Genomic DNA, 19,131 nt, shown 5'->3' on the forward strand with positions numbered 1-19,131 from the left:
CGTCCTTCTTCCGAGATGCCGCCCATGCACCCGACCGAACCCGTTCAACGCAGCAGCGCGCTGCCGCCGTCCGGCGATCCGCCTCCGCCGTGGAGCGGCGCGACGCCGCCCGCCGCGCCCGCCCCCGACCAGCCGCGCAAGCGCCGCGCCGCGCGCGTGAAACTGACGACCGGCGGCCGCGTCGGCCTGTCGATGGTCGGCCTGATGCTGTTCATCGCGGCATTTGCGCCGCTGCTCGCGCCGCACGACGTCGGCGCGATCGTCACGCCCGACGTATTCGCGCCGTTCAGCGCGAAGCTGCCGTTCGGCTCCGACTTTCTCGGTCGCGACATGCTGAGCCGGATCCTGTACGGCACGCGCCTGACCGTGCTGCTCGCGCTCGCGGCGGTGCTGCTCGCCGCGCTGACCGGCACGACGCTCGGGCTGCTCGCGACGGTGTCGGGTCGCGCGGTCGACGAGACGATGAGCCGGCTGCTCGATGCGCTCACGTCGATTCCGTCGAAGATGTTCGCGTTGATGTTCGTCGCCGCGTTCGGCTCGTCGCTGCCGCTCCTGGTCCTGACCGCGGCGGTCAGCTACATGCCGGGCTCGTACCGGATCGCGCGGGCGCTGGCGGTCAACATCAGCACGCTCGAATTCGTGCAGGTGGCACGCGCCCGCGGCGAAAGCGCGCTGTACATCGCGTGCGTCGAGATGCTGCCGAACATGATCCACCCGATGCTCGCCGATACGGGGCTGCGCTTCACGTTCGTCGTGCTGCTGCTGAGCGGCCTGAGCTTTCTCGGGCTCGGCGTGCAGCCGCCATACGCGGACCTCGGCTCGCTCGTACGCGAGAACATCGCGAGCCTCGGCGACGGCTCGGCCGTCGCGATCATGCCCGCGGTCGCGATCGCGATCCTGACGGTGGGCGTCAACCTGTTGATCGACGGCCTGCCGCATCGCGGCCGCCGCAAGGGCGCGGCCGCTGCCGCCGGAGAACACTGATGCGACACGATTCGACTCCGCTCGTCGAGGTGCGCGGGCTGCGCGTGGTCGGCGGCCGGCCGGGCGGCGAGGAAACGACGATCGTCCACGGCGTCGATTTCGATATCGGGCGTGGCGAGGTGCTCGCACTGATCGGCGAATCGGGCTCCGGCAAGACCACGATCGCGCTGTCGCTGATGGGCCATGCGCGTGCCGGCTGCCGGATCGCGGGCGGCTCGGTGAAGCTCGGCGGCACCGATGTCTGCACGCTACCCGCACCGGCGCTGGCCGCGCTGCGCGGCCGCAAGGTCGCGTACATCGCGCAGAGCGCGGCCGCCGCGTTCAACCCGTCGCGCACGATTCTCGACCAGGTGATCGAGAGCGCGCTGATCCACAAGACGCTGTCGAAGCGCGACGCGCAGGCGAAGGCGGTCGAGCTGTTCCGCGCGCTCGCGCTGCCCGAGCCCGAGACGATCGGCAAACGCTATCCGCATCAGGTGTCGGGTGGTCAGCTGCAGCGGCTGATGGCCGCGATGGCGCTGATCACCGATCCGGAGCTGGTGATCCTCGACGAGCCGACCACCGCGCTCGACGTGACCACGCAGATCGACGTGCTGCAGGCCTTCAAGAGCGTGATCCGGCGCTACGGGATGAGCGCCGTATACGTGTCGCACGATCTGGCGGTGGTCGCGCAAATGGCCGACCGGATCGTCGTGCTGAGCGACGGCGTGATCCGCGAAGCGGGCGATACCGAACAGATCCTGCATGCGCCGGCGCATCCGTACACGCAGAGCCTGATTGCGGCGGTGACGCCGAGCGATGCCGAACGCGACGCGAAAGCGGCGAGCGCCGCGCCGGCGCCGCTGCTCGACGTGCGCAGCGCGGTCGCCGGTTACGGCGGCCGTACCGCGAAAGGCTGGCCCGCGAAGGTGATCCTGCACGAAGTGGACCTGCGCATCGGGCGCGGGCAGACGGTCGGCGTGATCGGCGAATCGGGCTCGGGCAAGACGACGCTCGCGAAGGTGATCGCGGGCCTCGTGCCGGCGACGGCCGGGCAGATTCTGCTCGACGGCGAGCCGCTCGCGCTCGATATCGGCAAACGCACCAAGGAGCAGCACCGTCGCGTGCAGATCGTGTTCCAGAACGCCGATACCGCGCTCAACCCGGTGCATAGCGTCGAGCGCACGCTCGCGCGGCCGCTCGCGTTCTATCACGGGATCAAGGGCGCGCGTGCACGCCAGCGCGTCGCGGAGCTGCTCGAACTCGTGCGGCTGCCGCAGGCGGTGGCCGCGCGGCGCACCGGCGAGCTGTCCGGCGGACAGAAGCAGCGCGTGAATCTCGCGCGCGCGCTGGCGGCCGAGCCCGACCTGATTCTGTGCGACGAGGTCACGTCGGCACTCGACACCGTGGTCGGCGCCGCGATCATCGATTTGCTGCGCGACCTGCAGGCGAAGCTTGGCGTGTCGTACGTGTTCATCACGCACGACATCGCGAAAGTGCGCGCGATCAGCGACGACATCGTCGTGCTGTACGCGGGCCGTCGCGTCGAAACGGGTAGCCGCGACGCGCTCTGTGCGCCGCCTTACCACCCGTATTCGCATCTGCTCGTGTCGTCGGCACCGGAGTTGCGCGCGGGCTGGCTCGACGATGCGGCTGAGCGCTGCCACCGGCCGCTCGTGCCGATCGGCGCGAGCGCCGACGACGCCGAGCTGTGTCCGTTCCTGTCGCGCTGCGCGATGCGGGTGGACGGCGTGTGCAACCGGACCGCGCCCGCGCTGCGCACGCTCGAGAACGGCGCGCAGGTGTTGTGCCATCGCAGCGAGGAAGATCTCGCGCGCTTCCAGGCCGAGCCGGCGGAGGGTGCCGCGCCGGTGCAGCCGGTGCGTTTGTAGCGCGCCGCGCGGCGATCCGCATAGTCTGCTGCGGCGGTCGTGCAAAACGGTGGATCGTGCGCGCGCCGTGCGCGAATACGCGGCAACCGCGCTTTTTGACGGTGATTAAATGACTTTCAACGGGCGATCAGCGATCGCTGTCGACGGAATGCTCGAGAAGGATCCGATGAAATTCGAATCGTACTGGCTGGATACGCGCCCCGCGTTTCGTGCAGGCTGCGAAGGGCCCGTCGAAGGACGCGCCGACGTGGCCGTGATCGGCGGCGGCTTCACCGGCCTGTCGGCGGCGCTCGCGCTGGCGCAGCGCGGCGTATCGGTGGTCGTGCTCGAAGCCGCGCAGATCGCGGGCGAAGCGTCCGGCCGCAACGGCGGCCAGTGCAATACCGGCGTCGCGCAGGACTACGCATCGCTGGCCGCGCGGATCGGCGCCGAACCTGCAAAGCAGTTCTATCGCGCCTACGAAAGCGCGGTGAAGAGCGTCGAGGCGATCGTCGCCGAACATGCGATCGACTGCGATTTACGGCGTGCCGGCAAGCTGAAGCTCGCCGCGAAGCCGCAGCATTTCGCGGGGCTGGCGAAGACGTTCGACGTGCTGCGGCGTGACGTGGATCCCGACATCGAATTGATCGATCCGTCGCGCATTCGCGATGAAGTCGCCTCGGACGGCTTCCACGGCGGGCTGTTGCAGCGTAACGGCGTGCAGATGCACATGGGCAAGTTCGGCGTCGGCCTCGCGCAGGCGGCCGTGCGGGCGGGCGCGCGCATCTACGAGCAGGCGGCCGTCACGCGGCTCGAACGGATCGACGGCGAGCGCCACGCGATCACCTGCACGCGCGGCACGCTCGTCGCCGATCGCGTGCTGGTCGCGACCGGCGCGTCGCAGCACGGCCCGTTCGCCTGGTTCCGGCGGCGCATCGCGCCGGTCGGCAGTTTCATCGTCGTGACCGAGCCGCTGCCCGACGCGCAACTGAACCGGCTGTTCCCGCATCGCCGTGCGTACGTCACGTCGCGCCAGATCGGCAACTACTTCCGCGTGACGCCCGACAACCGGCTGCTGTTCGGCGGTCGCGCGCGCTTCGCGATGTCGAGCCCGCGCTCCGACGCGAAAAGCGGCGAGATCCTGCGCGCCGGTATGGCCGGCTATTTCCCGGAACTGGCGAACGTGCGGCTCGATTACTGCTGGGGCGGGCTGGTCGACATCACCGCCGACCGGCTGCCGCGCGCGGGCCAGCACGACGGGCTCTATTACTCGATGGGCTACAGCGGCCACGGCGTGCAGATGTCCGTGCACATGGGCCGCGTGATGGCCGACGTGCTGTACGGCGCGGCCGCGTCGAATCCGTGGCGCGAACTCGACTGGCCGGCAATGCCCGGCCATTTCGGGCAAGCGTGGTTCCTGCCGTTCGTCGGCGCGTATTACCGGATGCAGGATTTCCTGCATTGAAGCGGCTGCTCCGGGAGGATTCGATATGACCGCACGATTTGTTTGCCTGCTTGCCTTGGGCGAAGGCCGCCACGACGGGACGGGCGGCGGTGACACGATGGCCGCGTCGATCGAGCCGTGCTCGATCGCGCATTTCGCCGCACAAGGCGCAGCCGTCAAGACGATCGCATGAGGACGGCAAGCATGGTCACCCTGTTCCACGATTCGCTTGACGGCGCGCCACCGCGTGCACCGCGAGTTCCGCAGCCCGTCTCGCCGGCGATCGGCGACGTGCTGCGCACGATCGATGCATCGTTCGCGCAAGCGCTGAATCTCGACACGCTCGCGGCGGTCGCCGGATTGAGCGTATCCCGTTTCACCGCGCGCTTTCGCGGCGAAGTCGGCTTGTCGCCGCACCGGTATCTGTGTCTCGTACGCGTGCGGCGTGCGCAGGATTTGCTGCGCGCCGGTCTGGCGCCGTCGGTCGTCGCGACCGAGGTCGGCTTCTTCGATCAGAGCCATCTGTGCCGGCATTTCCGGCGGGTGCTCGGGATTACGCCGCGCGATTACGTGGTCGCCCGGCCGGGTGACGCGCCGGCGCGAACCTCGTCGACCCGCACACGCGTCGAACGCAGCGAAGCGTCGTGTCACGTTGCATAGGCGCGCCGCGGGCGACGTCCGCGAACAACGATTTCCGATACCGCGCGACGGGTTCTCGACAACATCGCCGCGCACTGGGCAGGAGCAGAAATGACCGCAGTTTTCGTGTTGCATCGTGCCGACGGCATGACCAATACAACCGCCTTCCGCAAGCAGGCATTCGGGGAGCGCGATCCTTTCGCGCGACATCGCGAGATCGCGTGGGAAGGGCCCGACGCGATGGCCGCGGGGCGTATCCGTTTCGTTGGCGAGCTTGATGTCTCGCGTTACCCGCACATCGAGACCCTCGTCGTCGTCGAAGGCGAGCTGACGCTCGAAGCGGCGGGCGCCGCACCGTTGGTGCTGGGGCCGGGGGAGGGGGCGGTCATCGGCGGCGGCACGGCGCTGCGCGTCATCGCGGAATCGCACGTGCTCGTCATGTTCTGCGCGGCTGCATGCGCGGAACCGACGAAGCGCGGCGTGTTCCCGCTGCGTGCCGACGCCAACTTCAAGCCGTCCGCATCGCTGCCGCCCGAGGTGCTGCTCGGCCCCGCACCGCAGTGCCGAAGCGACAACGTGTTCATCGACGACGGCGCCGAATACTGCGCGGGCACGTGGGATTCGACGCCCTATCACCGGATCGTTCGCCCGCATCGCGTGAACGAGTTCATGCTCCTGCTCGCCGGCAGCGTACGGTTCGCCGCGCCCGACGGCAGCATGCTGTCGCTCGGCGCCGGCGACGCGCTCTTCGTGCCGCGCGGCGCATCGATCGGATGGGAAAGCCGCGAACGCGTGGCGAAATTCTACGTCGTGCAGAACGTCCACGTATCAACCGAACGAGACTGAACATGTCCCCTCCGTTGCGCCAAATCGAAACGCCGTCCACGCCGCCGGCTTCGGCCGATGTCGTCGTGATCGGCGGCGGCATCATCGGCGTCTTCACCGCGTACTACCTGGCCCGGCGCGGGGTGTCGGTCGCGCTGGTCGAGAAGGGCCGAATCGGGGCCGAGCAGTCGAGCCGCAACTGGGGCTGGTGCCGGCAGCAGAACCGCGACGAGCGCGAATTGCCGATGGCAAGCAAGAGCATCGATCTGTGGGAACGCTTCGCCGTCGAATCCGGCGAAGACACGGGCTTTCATCGCTGCGGGCTGCTGTATCTGAGCAACGACGAGGCCGAGTTGTCGCGCTGGGCCAGCTGGGGCGATTTCGCGAAGACCGCGGGCGTGACGACGTACATGCTCGACAGCAAGCAGGCCGGCGAGCGCGGGCGCGCGACCGGCCGGCCGTGGAAGGGCGGCGTGTTCTCGCCGAGCGACGGCACGGCCGACCCGGGGAAGGCCGCACCGGCCGTAGCGGCCGCGTTCATGAAGCTCGGCGGCAGCGTCAACCAGCATTGCGCGGCGCGCGGCATCGAGCTGGAGGGCGGGCGCGTCAGCGGCGTCGTCACGGAAGCCGGCGTGATCAGGACCCGGACGGTCGTGCTTGCCGGTGGCGCGTGGGCGTCGTCGTTTTGCCGTCAGCTCGGCATCCGGTTTCCGCAGGCGTCGATCCGCCAGTCGATCCTGAGCGTGTCACCCATCGAACAGCGCTTGCCCGATGCGCTGTACACCTCGGGCGTGTCCGTGACGCGTCGCGGCGACGGACGCTACGCACTGGCCATCAGCGGCCGCGCGCGCGTGGACGTGACGCCGCAGTTTCTGCGCTTCGCGCCACAGTTCGTGCCGATGTTCGCGAAGCGTTGGCGCAATCTTCTGCCGGGCGGCCTCGAAGGGATGCGCGGCGGCCACGAAACGCTGAAGCGGTGGCGGCTCGATGCGCCGACGCCGATGGAGACGGTGCGCATCCTGGATCCTAAACCCGACATGCCGACGGTCGCCGAAACGTATCGACGCGCCGTCGAATTGCTGCCCGAACTTCGCGAATCGACGATCACGCACGCATGGGCCGGGTTCGTCGACAGCACGCCGGACGGCGTGCCGGGTATCGGCGAAGTGCCGGGCGTGCCGGGATTGATCCTGGCGGCAGGCTTCTCCGGTCACGGCTTCGGCATCGGCCCCGGCGCCGGTCACTTGATCGCGGATCTCGCCACGGGGGCGCAACCGATCGTGGACCCGGTACCGTATCGGCCGAGCCGGTTCGGCGATTCCGCGTGGGGCAAGGTGGCCGATTTCTAGTCGGCAAACCGCGGCTTCGGCCGTTCGCGAGCCCATGCCATCGACTCAAGGACATCCTCCAATGAATTCACCCATCGCTTCACCGGTTCGCCACCTGATGGAAGCCGGCAGGCTCGATCGCTTCTTCATCGACGGCGACTGGGTTTTGCCTGACGGCGGCGAGCGGTTCGCGGTCGTCTGCCCGTCCACCGAAGACGTGCTGTGCGACATCCCGCTCGGCAATGCGCGCGACGCCGACCGCGCGGTGCGGGCCGCGCGCAAGGCGTTCGAACGCTGGTCGGCGACGTCGCCGCAAGAACGCGCCGCGCTGCTCGACCGCATTCACGCGTTGATCCTGGAGCGTGCCGAACGGTTCGCCATGGCGCTCGCGATGGAAATGGGCGCGCCGATCGGCTATGCGCGCAGCGCTCACGTGACGCTCGCGGCCGAACATATTCGGGTCGCGCGCGACAATCTGGCCAGCTATCCGTTCCGGACCCGGCGCGGGACGACCGCGATCGTGCGCGAACCGATTGGCGTCTGCGCGCTGATCACGCCGTGGAACTGGCCGATCTATCAGATCACGGCGAAGGTCGGCCCGGCGCTCGCGGCGGGCTGCACGGTGGTGCTGAAACCCAGCGAGCTGTCGCCGCTCAGCGCGTTGCTGTTCGCGGAAGTGATCGCCGATGCGGGCGTGCCGGCGGGCGTGTTCAACCTGGTGAGCGGCAGCGGCACGGAAGTGGGCGCGTCGCTCGCGTCGCACCCGGAGGTCGACATGGTGTCGATCACCGGCTCGACGCGCGCAGGCGTGCTGGTTGCGCAGGCGGCGGCGCCGACCGTCAAGCGCGTCGCGCAGGAGCTGGGCGGCAAGTCGCCGAACATCGTGTTGCCCGATGCGGACCTGTCGCGCGCCATCGCGCCGGGCGTTGCCGCCGCGTTCCGGAACATGGGCCAGTCGTGCAGCGCGCCGACCCGGCTGATCGTGCCGCGCGGCGTGCTGGGCAGCGTCGAGGCGCTGGCCGTCGCGGCAATGGAACGCATGGTCGTCGGCGATCCGTTCGCCGAGGCGACGACGCATGGCCCGCTGGCCAATCGCGCGCAGTTCGGCCGTGTCGCGCAAATGATCGACGCGGGCATCGACGAACGGGCGAAGCTGATCGCCGGCGGCCCCGGGCGGCCGGCGGGATTCGACCACGGGTTCTATGCGCGTCCGACGATCTTTTCGGATGTCCGCACCGACATGACGATCGCGCAGCAGGAGATCTTCGGCCCGGTCCTCGCGATCCTGCCTTACGACACCGTCGACGAAGCCGTCGCGATCGCGAACGACACGGTCTACGGACTCGGCGCACACGTGCAGGGCACGGACAAGGAGCGCGTGCGCGAGGTGGCTGCGCGCATCCGCTCGGGGCAGGTGCACGTGAACTACCCGGCGTGGGACCCTCAGGCGCCGTTCGGCGGATACAAGCAGTCGGGCAACGGCCGCGAATACGGGATCGAAGGGATGGAAGAGTACATGGAGGTCAAGTCGATCCTCGGGTTTCATGATTGACGCGGCCGCAGTCCCGACTTGAACCGGTTTGCCTTACAAAGGTGTCGAAATTGGAAAACGCCAGCATCCCCGAGACGTCGTTGGAAGCGCATCACGCGCACTGGGCGACCTTGCGTCGCGACCTGCATGCGCATCCCGAGTTGCGATTCGAGGAACACAGGACGGCCGACGTCGTCGCGCGCGAGCTCGAAGAGCTCGGCTATGCGGTGACGCGCGGGCTGGGCGGCACGGGTGTCGTCGCGAGCCTGCCTGGTGCGGACCCGCGCCGCGGAATCGTGCTTCGAGCGGATCTGGATGCATTGCCGATCCAGGAAGCCAATGATTTCGCGCACGCATCCGGCGCGCAGGGAATCATGCATGCGTGCGGGCATGACGGGCATACCGTCATGTTGCTCGGCGCCGCGCGCGTGCTGAAGGACCTGCCGCAGTTGCCGGGCACGGTTCATTTCGTGTTTCAGCCCGGCGAAGAGGGCGGCGCGGGCGCGCGGAAGATGATCGACGACGGGCTGTTCGAGCAATGCCCGACGGAAGCGGTATTCGGCATGCACAACTGGCCCGGTTTGCCGGCCGGGCATTTCGGGTTGCGCACGGGGCCGATCATGGCCGCGGGCTGCCGGTTCAGGATCACGGTGACCGGCAAGGGCGCGCATGCGGCGCAGCCGCACCTGGGCATCGATCCCGTCCCGCTCGCCTGTTCGATGGTGCTGCAGTGTCAGACCATCGCCGCGCGGCACAAGGATCCCGTGGATCCGGCCGTCATTTCAGTCTGCATGTTCCATGCGGGAACGACGGACAACGTCATTCCGGACAGCGCCGAGCTGCGCGGGACGATTCGCACGCTGTCGTCGGCCTTGCAGCAACAATTGCAGCGCGACGTCCGGCTCATGTGCGAGGCGTTCGCGCACGCTCATGGCGCGCAAGTCGATGTCGAGTTCTTTCAGTACTACCCGGCGACGGTCAACACGCCGGCCGAGACCGCGCTCTGCGAAGCGGTGATTCGCGACACCTTCGGCGACGCACGTCTCGACGCCAACGTGCCGCCGAACATGACGTCCGAAGACTTCGGCTTCATGCTCGAGGAGCGCCCCGGCGCTTATGTGCTGATCGGCAATGCGCCGGCCGGAACGGCCGCGCCGGCGCTGCATCACCCGAAATACGATTTCAACGACGACATCATTCCGGCCGGGGTCCGGTATTGGGTCGCGCTGGCGCAGCATTACTTCAGGCGATCGCCGTGAGTGCGTGCGCGATGTCGCAGTGGCGGGCAGCGGAGACGCGGCCCGCCGCGACGCACATCCGGAACCTGGGCACGCATCAAGCGCCTTGAGCGAGTGCCTTCACCTGCGCGGCCGACATCGCACCGCGATGGATGCGGAATTCGTCGATCGCGCCGTTGAAGAACGGGTCGCCCGGATACTGCGAGCGTCCGATCCAGTTCTGCGCGGTTTTGCCGATGCGCCATGGCGCGAAGATGACGTCGCTCGCCGAGCCGATCGCATTGCCGTTCAGGTAGAGCGTCGCGGTCGTGGCCGAAAGCGTGACCGCGACGTGCGCCCATTGCCCGGCCGGCAGTGCGGCGTTGCCGTCGATCGTGCGCTCGCCATGCCCGCCATTGGTCGTGATCGCGAAGCGCATCGTCCCGTGTGCGCTTTTCGGCGTGACGAACAGATAGCGTCCGGTGCCCGAACCGAAATCGAAGATTCGCGACCACGTCTGCCCGCCGCGCCAGTTGACCCACGCCGCGATCGTGAAGTCCGACACGTCGGCGACGATGTCGTTCGGCAGCGCGACGTAGCCGCTGGAGCCGTCGAGCGACACCGCGTTGCCGCGCTTTCCGGCGACGTGCGATGCGCCGCCGGCGAGCGTGGCCGCATGGCCGTTGCCGCTTGCATCCGCCGAAATCGTGCCGCCCGTCTCGTCGAAGGTCAGCAGCGTATGCAGTTGCAGCGCCGTCGACGCGGCGACTTCCGGCGAATTCGCGGATTCACCCGCCGCGGTCCGCGCACTGATCACGTAGTACCAGACGCCTTCCGTGGGCGTGTCCGTGTACGTCAGCGGATCGACGATGCCGCTGGCAACGGTCGTATACGGGCCGCCGGAGACGGACGCACGCTTCACGTCGTAGCTCGCTGCGTTCGCGACGCCCCACCACGACAGCACGACCCGCTCGGCGGCCGGCCACGCGGTCAGCCCGCTCGGTGCGGTTGCGGGCGCAACGGGGTCGCGCGTGCACGTCAGCGTGCCGTAGCCGAGCTGATCGTACCCGCCGCTCGCCTCGCCGTAGTTGCCGCCGCCGCCCTCGGGCTGGATCGCGCGCGCGAACTTCGCGGACCACGGCGCGGACAGCCCCTTGCGGTTCACGTAATGGTTGTAGACGAGCGCCCAGCACGGGCGGATCACTCCCTGGCTGGCGGTCGAGAATTGCGCCTGCGTGACGTCGACGTTCGCGTAAGGCGCGTACGGAACCGTAAGGAAGGTGCCGTCCGGTTGCACGAGGTTCGCCTTCGCGACATATTCGGCGCCCGCGAGGAAGCGGTTGTGGTCGTGCCCGTACAGGTCGACGCCCTGGTTCCACGCCATTTCGCAGATCGCACCGCCGAGCGCGATGCCGAGCGTGTTGTGCCCCTGGTCGCGGCCCGACTCCTGCCACTGGCCGAGATGGCCGGGATGCAGGTAATAGACGGCCTGCGCGATCGCGCCGTTGCCGGGCCCGTCGATGAAGTAGTTGACGGCTTCGTCGAACTTCGCGTGGTCGTCGCACAGCACGCCGATCGCCATGATCGATGCGATGTTGCACAGATCCCAGTTCGCCCAGTAGTGCGTGATGTCGGTGTTGTTGTGGCGGTTCAGGAAATCGGCGTTGATCGGGTAGAACCTGGTGGCCATCATCGTCTGGAACGCGGCGAAGTCGGCGGCGGCCCAGCCACGGTAAGTGCGCATGATCTCGCCGGCGTTCGCGAATTCGTAGCCGTAGATGCCGGCCGCCAGATCGACGTTCGAATCGCCCGCGAGATGCTGCAGCGTCGACGACCACGCATTCATGATCTGCACGGCCTTGTCCGCATATGCGGTGTCGCCCGAGATCTTCCAGCGCAGCGCGCACGCATACGCGGCCGCGATGTCCTTGTACAGCACCGGGTAGTTTTGCGAGCCGGTGCCGCCGCGCGTGACGACGGCCTGCGGGCGCGGCGACCACGACAACTGCGCATGCCCGTTCGCGATCAACGTGTTCCAGCCTTCGCGCCAGGGCGATGCGGCGGCCGCCACTTTCTGTGCGATCCGTTCGAAATCGGCTTGGGTGTGCGGCAGGCCGGGGTGCGCGAACGCGTCGTTCGTGGCGATGGCCGGCGTGCCCGTGGCCACGCGCGCGAGCGCACGGTTGCCGGCCAAGGTGCCGGCGACGCTTTCGCTCGCTCCCGTGCCCCCGCAAGCGGAAAGCGCGAGCGCGCCGATGCTGTAAAGGAAGGTGCGCCGGGAAATGCGCGCGCCGGATTCAAGCCGAAGCTGCGAGTCGTTCATGTTGTGTGCGTCCTTCCTTGACCGGACTCAGCTGAAAAGGGGCAGCGTCATTTGAAATCAGTCATCGCATGACGATGCGGATTGTACTGGAAGCGTCGACGTTTTCGAGCACGAGCTGGCGCTGGGGACGGCACATTTTTCGAGATGCGGATTGTGATGAATTTGTTGATTAACATGCTAAAAATACGGAAATGAATGGTGATTGAAACGTTTGCGAGATATGATAGTCGCCGGCCGGCGAGCGACAAGCTTTTCAGGCATCCAAAGCGATAGATTCCCACCATTTCATTATGTTGTCGTACAACATATGACATGTTGCGGGTTTCAGATCGTTTCAGGGCCAACCGGCTGCGGCAAGCGCATGCTGGTGAAACGGCATCGGCACCGCGCGACGAATGAAAAGAACCGGAGGGCGGCGCGAGGACGCGACACAGGCGAGGGAACGGTACATCGTGCACGTTCCTGCGCCCGCGATACCCGGATCGCGTTCATGTGCCTTTTCATAAGAAGCGCGCACTCGGCGGCCGATATCATTCACGCGCGCGAAAACGACCCGATCGATTGACGCGCACCGATTCGTGCGCGGCAGGCAGCACGGCAGCACACGCGGCGGCGGGGCCGCGACGGCACGACGGAGAGTATCGAAACGATGGGAAAGGCGACAGGTTCGGTGCGACGCGCAATTGCGATCGCGGCCGGGGGAACGTTGTGCGCGGCGGCCGCAGGCGGCGTACACGCACAGGCATCGGATACGGCGACGGCGCCGCCAGCCGACACGGCGGCGCTGCTGCCGAAGATCGACGTGACAGGCGCGGCCGACCGTGCGTCGCTCGGGCTGGTCGGGTTGCGCACGGCCACCGCGACCAGGACCGACACGCCGGTCGCCGAGATCCCGCAGACGACCAACCTCGTGACCGCGCAGCAGATCGAGATGACGGGTGCGACCGACCTGAACCAGGCATTGCGCTACGTGCCGGGTTTCGCGACGTTCGGCGCCGACAGCCGGACCGACTGGTATGCGGCGCTGCGCGGCTTCACGCCGACGCTGTACGTCGACGGCGTGCCGGCGCCGAACACGGCGGTCATCGCGAACTGGCGCGTCGATCCTTACACGATCGACTCGATCGCCGTGCTGCGCGGGCCAACGTCGGTGCTGTACGGCGCGGGCGAGCCCGGCGCGATCGTCGATGCGCACACCAAGCTCGCCGACGGCGAGCGCATTCGCGAAGCCGGCGTGCGGATCGGCAACGATGCGCGCAAGGAAACCATGCTCGACGTCGGCGACACGCTCGATCCGGACGGCAAGTATGCGTATCGCTTCGTCGGCGTCGCGCGCGACGGCAACGCGGCGACCGGCCCGAACGCCGACCGGCGCGTCGCGGTGGCGCCGTCGTTCCGCTGGCGGCCGACGGCCGATACGTCGCTGACGGTGTCCGCATCGTTCCTGCAGGATCACGGCGACATCTCGTCGAACTTCCTGCCGGCGTCGGGTACGGTGCTGCCGAACCCGAACGGCCGCCTGTCGCAGGACATCTACATGGGCGACCCGGCGTTCAACGACTATCGAAAGAAACAATGGTCGCTCGGTTACGCGCTCGAGCATCGCGTCGATTCGATATGGACGCTGCAACAGGACGTGCGCTGGTCGCGGCTGTCGCTCGACGACGCGACGGTATTTGGCAACGGGCTCGTACCCGGCAGCACGACCAACATGATGCGCACCGCCGGGCTGTTCCAGTTGAACTACAGCCGGCTGGACATCGACAATCGCGCGTGGGCGCGCTTTGCCACCGGCCCGCTCGAACACACGCTGCTGCTCGGCCTGCAGTTCGACCGGCAGACCACGACCAACAGCGTGTGGCTCGCGCTGGCGCCGTCGCTCAACCTGTACCACCCGGTCTATCTTCCGGTGACGGCCGCGATCTTCTCCGGCCGGACGTCGCTCGGGCGTTTCGATCAGTACACGGCGATGAACACGCTCGGCGCGTACGCGCAGGACCAGATCCGCTGGAATCGCTGGACGCTCACGCTCGGTGGTCGCGAGGATCGCGTGAACGCGCGTTTCGACGACCGGGCGGCCGGTACGGGCACGCAACAGGACGTCAATGCATTTTCCGGACGCATCGGGCTCACGTGGCAGGGCGACGCGGGGCTGGCGCCCTACGTCAGCTACTCGACGTCGTTCGATCCGGTGATCGGCGTGCGCATGTATGGCGGCGGCTTGCCGAAACCGACGCGCGGCAGGCAGACCGAGGCCGGGCTGCGCTGGCAGCCGCCTGGCAGGAACCTGATGCTCACGGCGGCTGTTTATCGGATCGATCAGATCAACGTCGTGACGCCGGCGCCGGCGAGTCTCGATCCCACCGGCACGTCGTCCGTGCAGACCGGCAAGGTGCGTTCGCGCGGCGTCGAGCTGAGCGCGGTCGGGAAGGTGACGCGCGAATTGTCGATCGTCGCGTCGTACGCCTATCAGGACGTCAAGAACGTGCAGGCGAACGATGCGTCGCTGAACAACTGGCCGGTGTCGGTGCCGCTGCCGCGGCAGATGGCGTCGCTGTGGGCGGACTGGACCTGGCACGGCGGCGCGCTGGCGGGCGTCGGGATCGGTGCCGGCGTGCGCTACCAGAGCGCGTTGGCCGGTGCGCCGGACAATTCGCTGACGGTGCCGAGCACCACGCTGTACGACCTGGCGATGCACTACGACCTGCGCCACTGGCGGCTCGCGTTGAATGTCGCGAACCTGTTCGACCGGCGCTACGTCAGCGGCTGCCAGTCGTACGCGGTATGCGTGTTCGGTAACGAGCGAACGGTGTTGGCGAGCGCGAAATACAACTGGTAGTCGCGGCCGCCGTGTTTCGATACGTCGGTGGCTCGCGGTTTCGCGCGATCACCCGTCACGCACGTGCTGCGGGAGTACCCACAGCATCCGCCCGACCGCCTCGGCCTGATTTCGGGAATGCGTCTTCTCGTAGATCGCGCGCAACTGGGTGCGAACGGTCGAGAGCGACACACCGGCGATGGCCGCGCATTCCTCCGGCGTCTTGCCGCCGATCAATGCTTCGGCGATGGCCGCTTCGGCGCTCGTCAAGCCGAATGCCTGCCGCAGTTGCTGAGCGACGACGAGCGGAGCGGCGCTGCGACGTCTGGCGGTGATCAGTATCGCGGCGTCGCCGAGTGCGCCATGGCGTGCTTGTCCGGACAGCGAAGCGATGCCGAGAAAGATTTCGTGCGCGGCGCTCACGGTCCCGGACAGGGCAAGGTTCTCGCTTTTGCGGGTCTGCGCGACACGTGCCACGGCCGCCTTGAGTGCATCGTTCTGCGGCGCGCTCGTCGCGCTCAGATGGCCGTGTTCGAGCTTGAGGCAAGTGGTGGCGCGCAGCATCGATTCTGCCGCCCGGTTGACGAATACGACGCGCGAATGCCGGTCGAGCGTGAAGATGGATAGACCCAGTTCCTCCATCAGTTCGTTGCCGAGCGCGGCGTCCCGACGCAGCACGTTTGCGTCCTGCCAGAGGTTGATCGCGCGTTGCAGATGCCCGGCCATGCCCGTCAGGTTCGCGCGTTCCTCTGACGAATAAGGCGGCCGGCCGTGCGCTCTCAGCAAGCCGAGCAGGATGTCGTCGCTGCCCGGGCGCGCGAAGCGCATTCCCATCAGGTAGCGAATGCCCGACGGAATCTGATAATCCTGAAAGAATTCGCTGCGCTCGACATCGCGGTCGGTCAGATGATCCTGGCAGCAAACGAATTCGCCGAGCGGGGCGTTCTCGACGAAGCCGCGGCGCGGATCGAGTGCGCCGTAATACTGGTCGTAGAGTGCGACGATCGAGTCGAGTTCGGCACGCGGTGAATAGATCGAGAATTTCGGGGCATTGCGCGCGGCGTCCCAGCTGAACATATGAAAGATGTTTGCGCCGAGCGATTCGGATACCCGATGGAAGACTTCGAGAAAACCATCCGGGTACAGGGCGGCCTCGTAGAGGTCCCCGATGAGCTGGTCCCGTTGCATGTTGCCCCCGCCGCGTAATGATTTTGTATGTATGTTTTATCTGACGAATATTGATTCGAATACCGAATTTGTTTCAGGCTAACACAGGTTATTTTCCTTCAGTACCGCATTGTTTCCGGATTTTCATTCACCTGAATGATGATTGCAAAAATCGCCTTTGCGAGAATTCCGATCGGCGTGCATGCGCGTCGCGTATCGCACCTGATAACCAGAAGAATCACAGGGGAAAAACAATGAAACTCAAACCTGTCGTGTGGGGTATCGCAGCGCTGGTGGTCTCCGCTTGCGGAGGCGGCGGCAGTTCATCTTCGTCACCGTCCGAACCCGCTGCACAGACGGTCAGCGGCGTCGCGGCCGCAGGCGCGGCCATGCAGGCCGCGACGGTCAAACTCATGGATGCGACCGGCAAATCGGTCGACTGTCCCGCCGACGCCACGACCGGCGCGTTTCATTGCACCGTGACCGGGCTGACCGCGCCTTTCGCGTTGTCCGCTTACGGCAACGTCGCGGATTCTCAAGCCACGCTGATCGCACTCAGTGCCACGGCCGGCACACAGACGATCAACATCACACCGATCACGAATGCGATCGCCGCCACAATCATCGGCGACAACCCGACGAAGTTGCTGGCCGACACCGGGCTGCTGCAGAGCAAGGTCACCGCCCAGGCGGTCGCCAGCACGGTGCAGGCCTATGCGTCGGCGCTGGTCGACCTGCTGACCGCAACCGGCAATACGGGCGTCGACCTGATTTCCGGCCCGCTGACCGCCGGCGGGCCGGGCCTCGACCGCCTGCTCGACCAGGTGAAGATCAACGTGTTGCCGGATGGCGGCGTGCAGATCAGCTCGGTGGCGGGCGCGTCCGGCGATACGCCGGTGCAGCTTCAGCTCGCGCCCGGTGTCGCGCCGCAGCCGAGCGACAAGGCCAGCCTGCCGGCAGCCGCGACCATCAACGGCACGGTGATGTCCAACCTGCCGAGCGCGAGCGACCTGGCGGGATTGCAGAGCGCGCTGAATCAGTGTTTCACCGGTTCGACCGGCGCGGCGCGTGCGGCCGGCAACGTGTCGGCGTGCGGGCGGATCTTCGTCGACGGCGTCGCGTCGGGCGCACTGAACGCAGGCGTGCCCGCTGCCTATCTCAACAACGGCATGTCGGCCGACCAGGAATTCGGTGCGCATGCCGGCGGCGCGCCGGGCATCTTGGCCGACGATGCGATGAACAATGCCAGCTTCAGCTTGCCGGAAGTCATTCGCGTCGTCGCCAGCGACACGATGTGGGTCAAGCTCGCGTGGACGCGCACCGACGGCATTCGCGACGGCATGCAGCAGCATGTGCAACTCGCGGTGCAGGCGAGCAGCCTCGCGAGCGGCGATACCGGCTGGCGCGTGGTCGGCAATCAGCGCGCGGTGCTGAGCAAGGTGAACGCGAACGCGCAGAAATGGGACTGGCTGAATCCGGCCAATCCGTCGACGGGGACCAACGCGTTCGTCGATTCGCTCAACCTGCAGGTGGGCACCGTCGATGCATCGGGCACCGCGGTGGATTTCGCGATCGTCACTGGCCCGGGATTGCGCAACGGCGTGTTCCTCCAGCCCTCGAGCGGTACGTGCGACACGCTGAACATCCGCGCGCAAATCGCGAGCGGGCAGACGCCGGCCCAGCTCGCCGCGCTGACGAAGAATGCGCAGTGCCGCAACAATTTCCGTCTGGCCGGCGTCGCGCAGGACCCTGCCAGCCAGGGGCTGTTCACGTGGCCCGGCGATGCGCCGCGCAACAATACCGCGTGGGCGAAGCCGCAATTGAGCGCCGCCGAGCTGGCCGACATCAAGTCGTTCAGCGCCTATACGATCGACGTCTACCAGAACGGCGACACGTCGGCGCCGGCCCGGCACTATACGGTCCGGCTGCGTACGCCGTCGCCGTTGCCCGACGCGCTGCGCCAGTATGCGTGGCACGATCTGGCGCAGTCCACGCGCGATAGCCTGACGCCCGGCACCGCCAGCACGTTCGCGGGCGGCGCGACGTTCCCGCTGAGCTGGACGTCGAAGGCGGGGCTGCCGTTCGTCAAGCGCGGCAACGTGCAGATTCGCGCAACCGCGTCGGGGCAGACGGTGCCGACGTTCGTCAACGGTTCGGCACAGGCGTCGCCGGTGCTGCCGGGAGCGGCGGTGACGCTCAACGTGCCGGGCGATCAGGGCGTCGCGTTCCCGTCGGTGGCCGGCTGGACAGGCGGCACCGATTTCTCGTTCGTGAACCTGAGCTGGTCCGACACGGTCGACACGGTCTTTACCGAGGCCTTCGAATACGACCGGTGACGGAGGTCGGGCAGATACGCTCGTTGAGAATGGGGCTGGCGGGGTGAATTGATCCCGCCAGCCCCTTTTTGCGTCATGGCGTGGCGAGACGGCGTGCGCCACCTCCTGAACGACCTTCTTGCGTGAGCATCTTTCTTGTCACTTCATCAGGCATGACTCGGAAAAGGTCATGCAGTGCACGCGTGCAGCGCCGGCGTTACTCGACAGAATCATTTTCCGTTGATTTTCGGGCGCGTGCTGATGGCCAACCAGGGCGATAGCGACCGCGAGTCCCATGCGACGCCTCGCCAGATACCTCAAATCGTCCATCGCAACGCTTCCCGTCTGCTTCGTCACATTGCGCCGCCACGTACACCGTATCGACGCTGTAACGTTTTTGGCGCGATTTTCCCGTTCCGTGCGCTTTCCATGGCCGGTGGCCGTTGCGGCAGCGTGATTGCGCGACTGGCACGTTGTTAGCTTCATCGGTTGTGGTGGGAACGACAGCTACCGCGCGTTTGCGATCGTCCGACGAATCGATGTACTTGTGTTGCCGAGACGTGTCCGAAACGCGGCACGTTCGCTCTCCCCCTTAGCCGATGGCGCCACACGGCCCGGCCGCCGACCGCCCGATCTCGATGGGTGGAGCGCGGCGGCGGCGACGTGTCGGGCATCGGCAGTCATCCCACC

Annotated in this window: 13 protein-coding genes; 11 read left to right on the forward strand and 2 right to left on the reverse strand. The window is 67.1% G+C overall.

The window, feature by feature from the left end:
- Nucleotides 1–24 precede the first annotated feature (24 nt).
- The 9 genes from HWX25_RS21780 to HWX25_RS21820 all read left to right on the forward strand — a co-directional run bounded on the left by HWX25_RS21780 (nt 25) and on the right by HWX25_RS21820 (nt 9,860).
- Nucleotides 25–984: an ABC transporter permease gene (locus HWX25_RS21780; protein ID WP_059536200.1), complete on the forward strand. Its 960-nt coding sequence runs from the start codon at nt 25–27 to the stop codon at nt 982–984.
- A complete protein-coding gene (locus tag HWX25_RS21785) occupies nt 984–2,855 on the forward strand; it encodes an ABC transporter ATP-binding protein (RefSeq protein ID WP_175910446.1) in 1,872 nt (623 codons plus the stop codon). The genes HWX25_RS21780 and HWX25_RS21785 overlap by 1 nt, the downstream gene beginning before the upstream one ends.
- A 166-nt stretch (nt 2,856–3,021) precedes the next feature.
- Entirely contained in the window at nt 3,022–4,299 is a 1,278-nt protein-coding gene (locus tag HWX25_RS21790; protein ID WP_175910448.1) for an FAD-binding oxidoreductase, read from the forward strand.
- 25 nt (nt 4,300–4,324) lie between these two features.
- Nucleotides 4,325–4,471, forward strand: coding sequence for a hypothetical protein (locus tag HWX25_RS21795; RefSeq protein ID WP_159085730.1), 147 nt, complete (start codon nt 4,325–4,327; stop codon nt 4,469–4,471).
- Nucleotides 4,472–4,482: 11 nt separating this feature from the next.
- The gene (locus tag HWX25_RS21800) at nt 4,483–4,938 is read left to right on the forward strand and encodes an AraC family transcriptional regulator (protein WP_175910450.1); all 456 of its coding nucleotides are present in this window, start codon (nt 4,483–4,485) and stop codon (nt 4,936–4,938) included.
- Nucleotides 4,939–5,028: 90 nt separating this feature from the next.
- Nucleotides 5,029–5,763 (forward strand): cupin domain-containing protein, encoded by a 735-nt coding sequence (locus HWX25_RS21805; protein ID WP_175910452.1) that lies wholly within the window; start codon nt 5,029–5,031, stop codon nt 5,761–5,763.
- Nucleotides 5,764–5,765: 2 nt separating this feature from the next.
- Nucleotides 5,766–7,091 (forward strand): FAD-binding oxidoreductase, encoded by a 1,326-nt coding sequence (locus tag HWX25_RS21810; RefSeq protein WP_175910454.1) that lies wholly within the window; start codon nt 5,766–5,768, stop codon nt 7,089–7,091.
- Between the two features lie 61 nt (nt 7,092–7,152).
- Nucleotides 7,153–8,622: an aldehyde dehydrogenase family protein gene (locus HWX25_RS21815; RefSeq protein ID WP_175910456.1), complete on the forward strand. Its 1,470-nt coding sequence runs from the start codon at nt 7,153–7,155 to the stop codon at nt 8,620–8,622.
- 50 nt (nt 8,623–8,672) lie between these two features.
- Nucleotides 8,673–9,860, forward strand: coding sequence for a M20 aminoacylase family protein (locus HWX25_RS21820; protein ID WP_175910459.1), 1,188 nt, complete (start codon nt 8,673–8,675; stop codon nt 9,858–9,860).
- Nucleotides 9,861–9,936: 76 nt separating this feature from the next.
- Here the strand turns inward: HWX25_RS21820 and HWX25_RS21825 are convergent, their stop codons facing one another.
- Complete coding sequence (locus HWX25_RS21825) at nt 9,937–12,141, reverse strand: LamG-like jellyroll fold domain-containing protein (protein ID WP_175910461.1); 2,205 nt, start codon at nt 12,139–12,141, stop codon at nt 9,937–9,939.
- Between the two features lie 649 nt (nt 12,142–12,790).
- Here HWX25_RS21825 and HWX25_RS21830 point away from each other — a divergent pair.
- Complete coding sequence (locus HWX25_RS21830; protein ID WP_175910463.1) at nt 12,791–14,980, forward strand: TonB-dependent siderophore receptor; 2,190 nt, start codon at nt 12,791–12,793, stop codon at nt 14,978–14,980.
- Nucleotides 14,981–15,028: 48 nt separating this feature from the next.
- Here HWX25_RS21830 and HWX25_RS21835 read toward each other — a convergent pair whose 3' ends face one another.
- A complete protein-coding gene (locus tag HWX25_RS21835) occupies nt 15,029–16,147 on the reverse strand; it encodes a helix-turn-helix transcriptional regulator (protein WP_175910465.1) in 1,119 nt (372 codons plus the stop codon).
- A gap of 233 nt (nt 16,148–16,380) precedes the next feature.
- Between HWX25_RS21835 and HWX25_RS21840 the strand changes: the two genes are divergently transcribed.
- On the forward strand, nt 16,381–18,462 hold the full coding sequence (locus HWX25_RS21840; RefSeq protein ID WP_175910467.1) for a hypothetical protein: 2,082 nt from the start codon (nt 16,381–16,383) through the stop codon (nt 18,460–18,462).
- Nucleotides 18,463–19,131: the final 669 nt, after the last annotated feature.

This window comes from Burkholderia sp. BCC1640, assembly GCF_902833125.1.
GTDB classification, from domain to species: Bacteria; Pseudomonadota; Gammaproteobacteria; order Burkholderiales; family Burkholderiaceae; genus Burkholderia; species Burkholderia diffusa.

Bases quoted from the DNA above. Each gene is read 5' to 3' on its own strand.
- HWX25_RS21780 (WP_059536200.1), top strand. From the start codon at position 25: ATGCACCCGACCGAACCCGTTCAACGCAGCAGCGCGCTGCCGCCGTCC.
- HWX25_RS21785 (WP_175910446.1), top strand. From the start codon at position 984: ATGCGACACGATTCGACTCCGCTCGTCGAGGTGCGCGGGCTGCGCGTG.
- HWX25_RS21790 (WP_175910448.1), top strand. From the start codon at position 3,022: ATGAAATTCGAATCGTACTGGCTGGATACGCGCCCCGCGTTTCGTGCA.
- HWX25_RS21795 (WP_159085730.1), top strand. From the start codon at position 4,325: ATGACCGCACGATTTGTTTGCCTGCTTGCCTTGGGCGAAGGCCGCCAC.
- HWX25_RS21800 (WP_175910450.1), top strand. From the start codon at position 4,483: ATGGTCACCCTGTTCCACGATTCGCTTGACGGCGCGCCACCGCGTGCA.
- HWX25_RS21805 (WP_175910452.1), top strand. From the start codon at position 5,029: ATGACCGCAGTTTTCGTGTTGCATCGTGCCGACGGCATGACCAATACA.
- HWX25_RS21810 (WP_175910454.1), top strand. From the start codon at position 5,766: ATGTCCCCTCCGTTGCGCCAAATCGAAACGCCGTCCACGCCGCCGGCT.
- HWX25_RS21815 (WP_175910456.1), top strand. From the start codon at position 7,153: ATGAATTCACCCATCGCTTCACCGGTTCGCCACCTGATGGAAGCCGGC.
- HWX25_RS21825 (WP_175910461.1), bottom strand. From the start codon at position 12,141: ATGAACGACTCGCAGCTTCGGCTTGAATCCGGCGCGCGCATTTCCCGG.
- HWX25_RS21830 (WP_175910463.1), top strand. From the start codon at position 12,791: ATGGGAAAGGCGACAGGTTCGGTGCGACGCGCAATTGCGATCGCGGCC.
- HWX25_RS21835 (WP_175910465.1), bottom strand. From the start codon at position 16,147: ATGCAACGGGACCAGCTCATCGGGGACCTCTACGAGGCCGCCCTGTAC.
- HWX25_RS21840 (WP_175910467.1), top strand. From the start codon at position 16,381: ATGAAACTCAAACCTGTCGTGTGGGGTATCGCAGCGCTGGTGGTCTCC.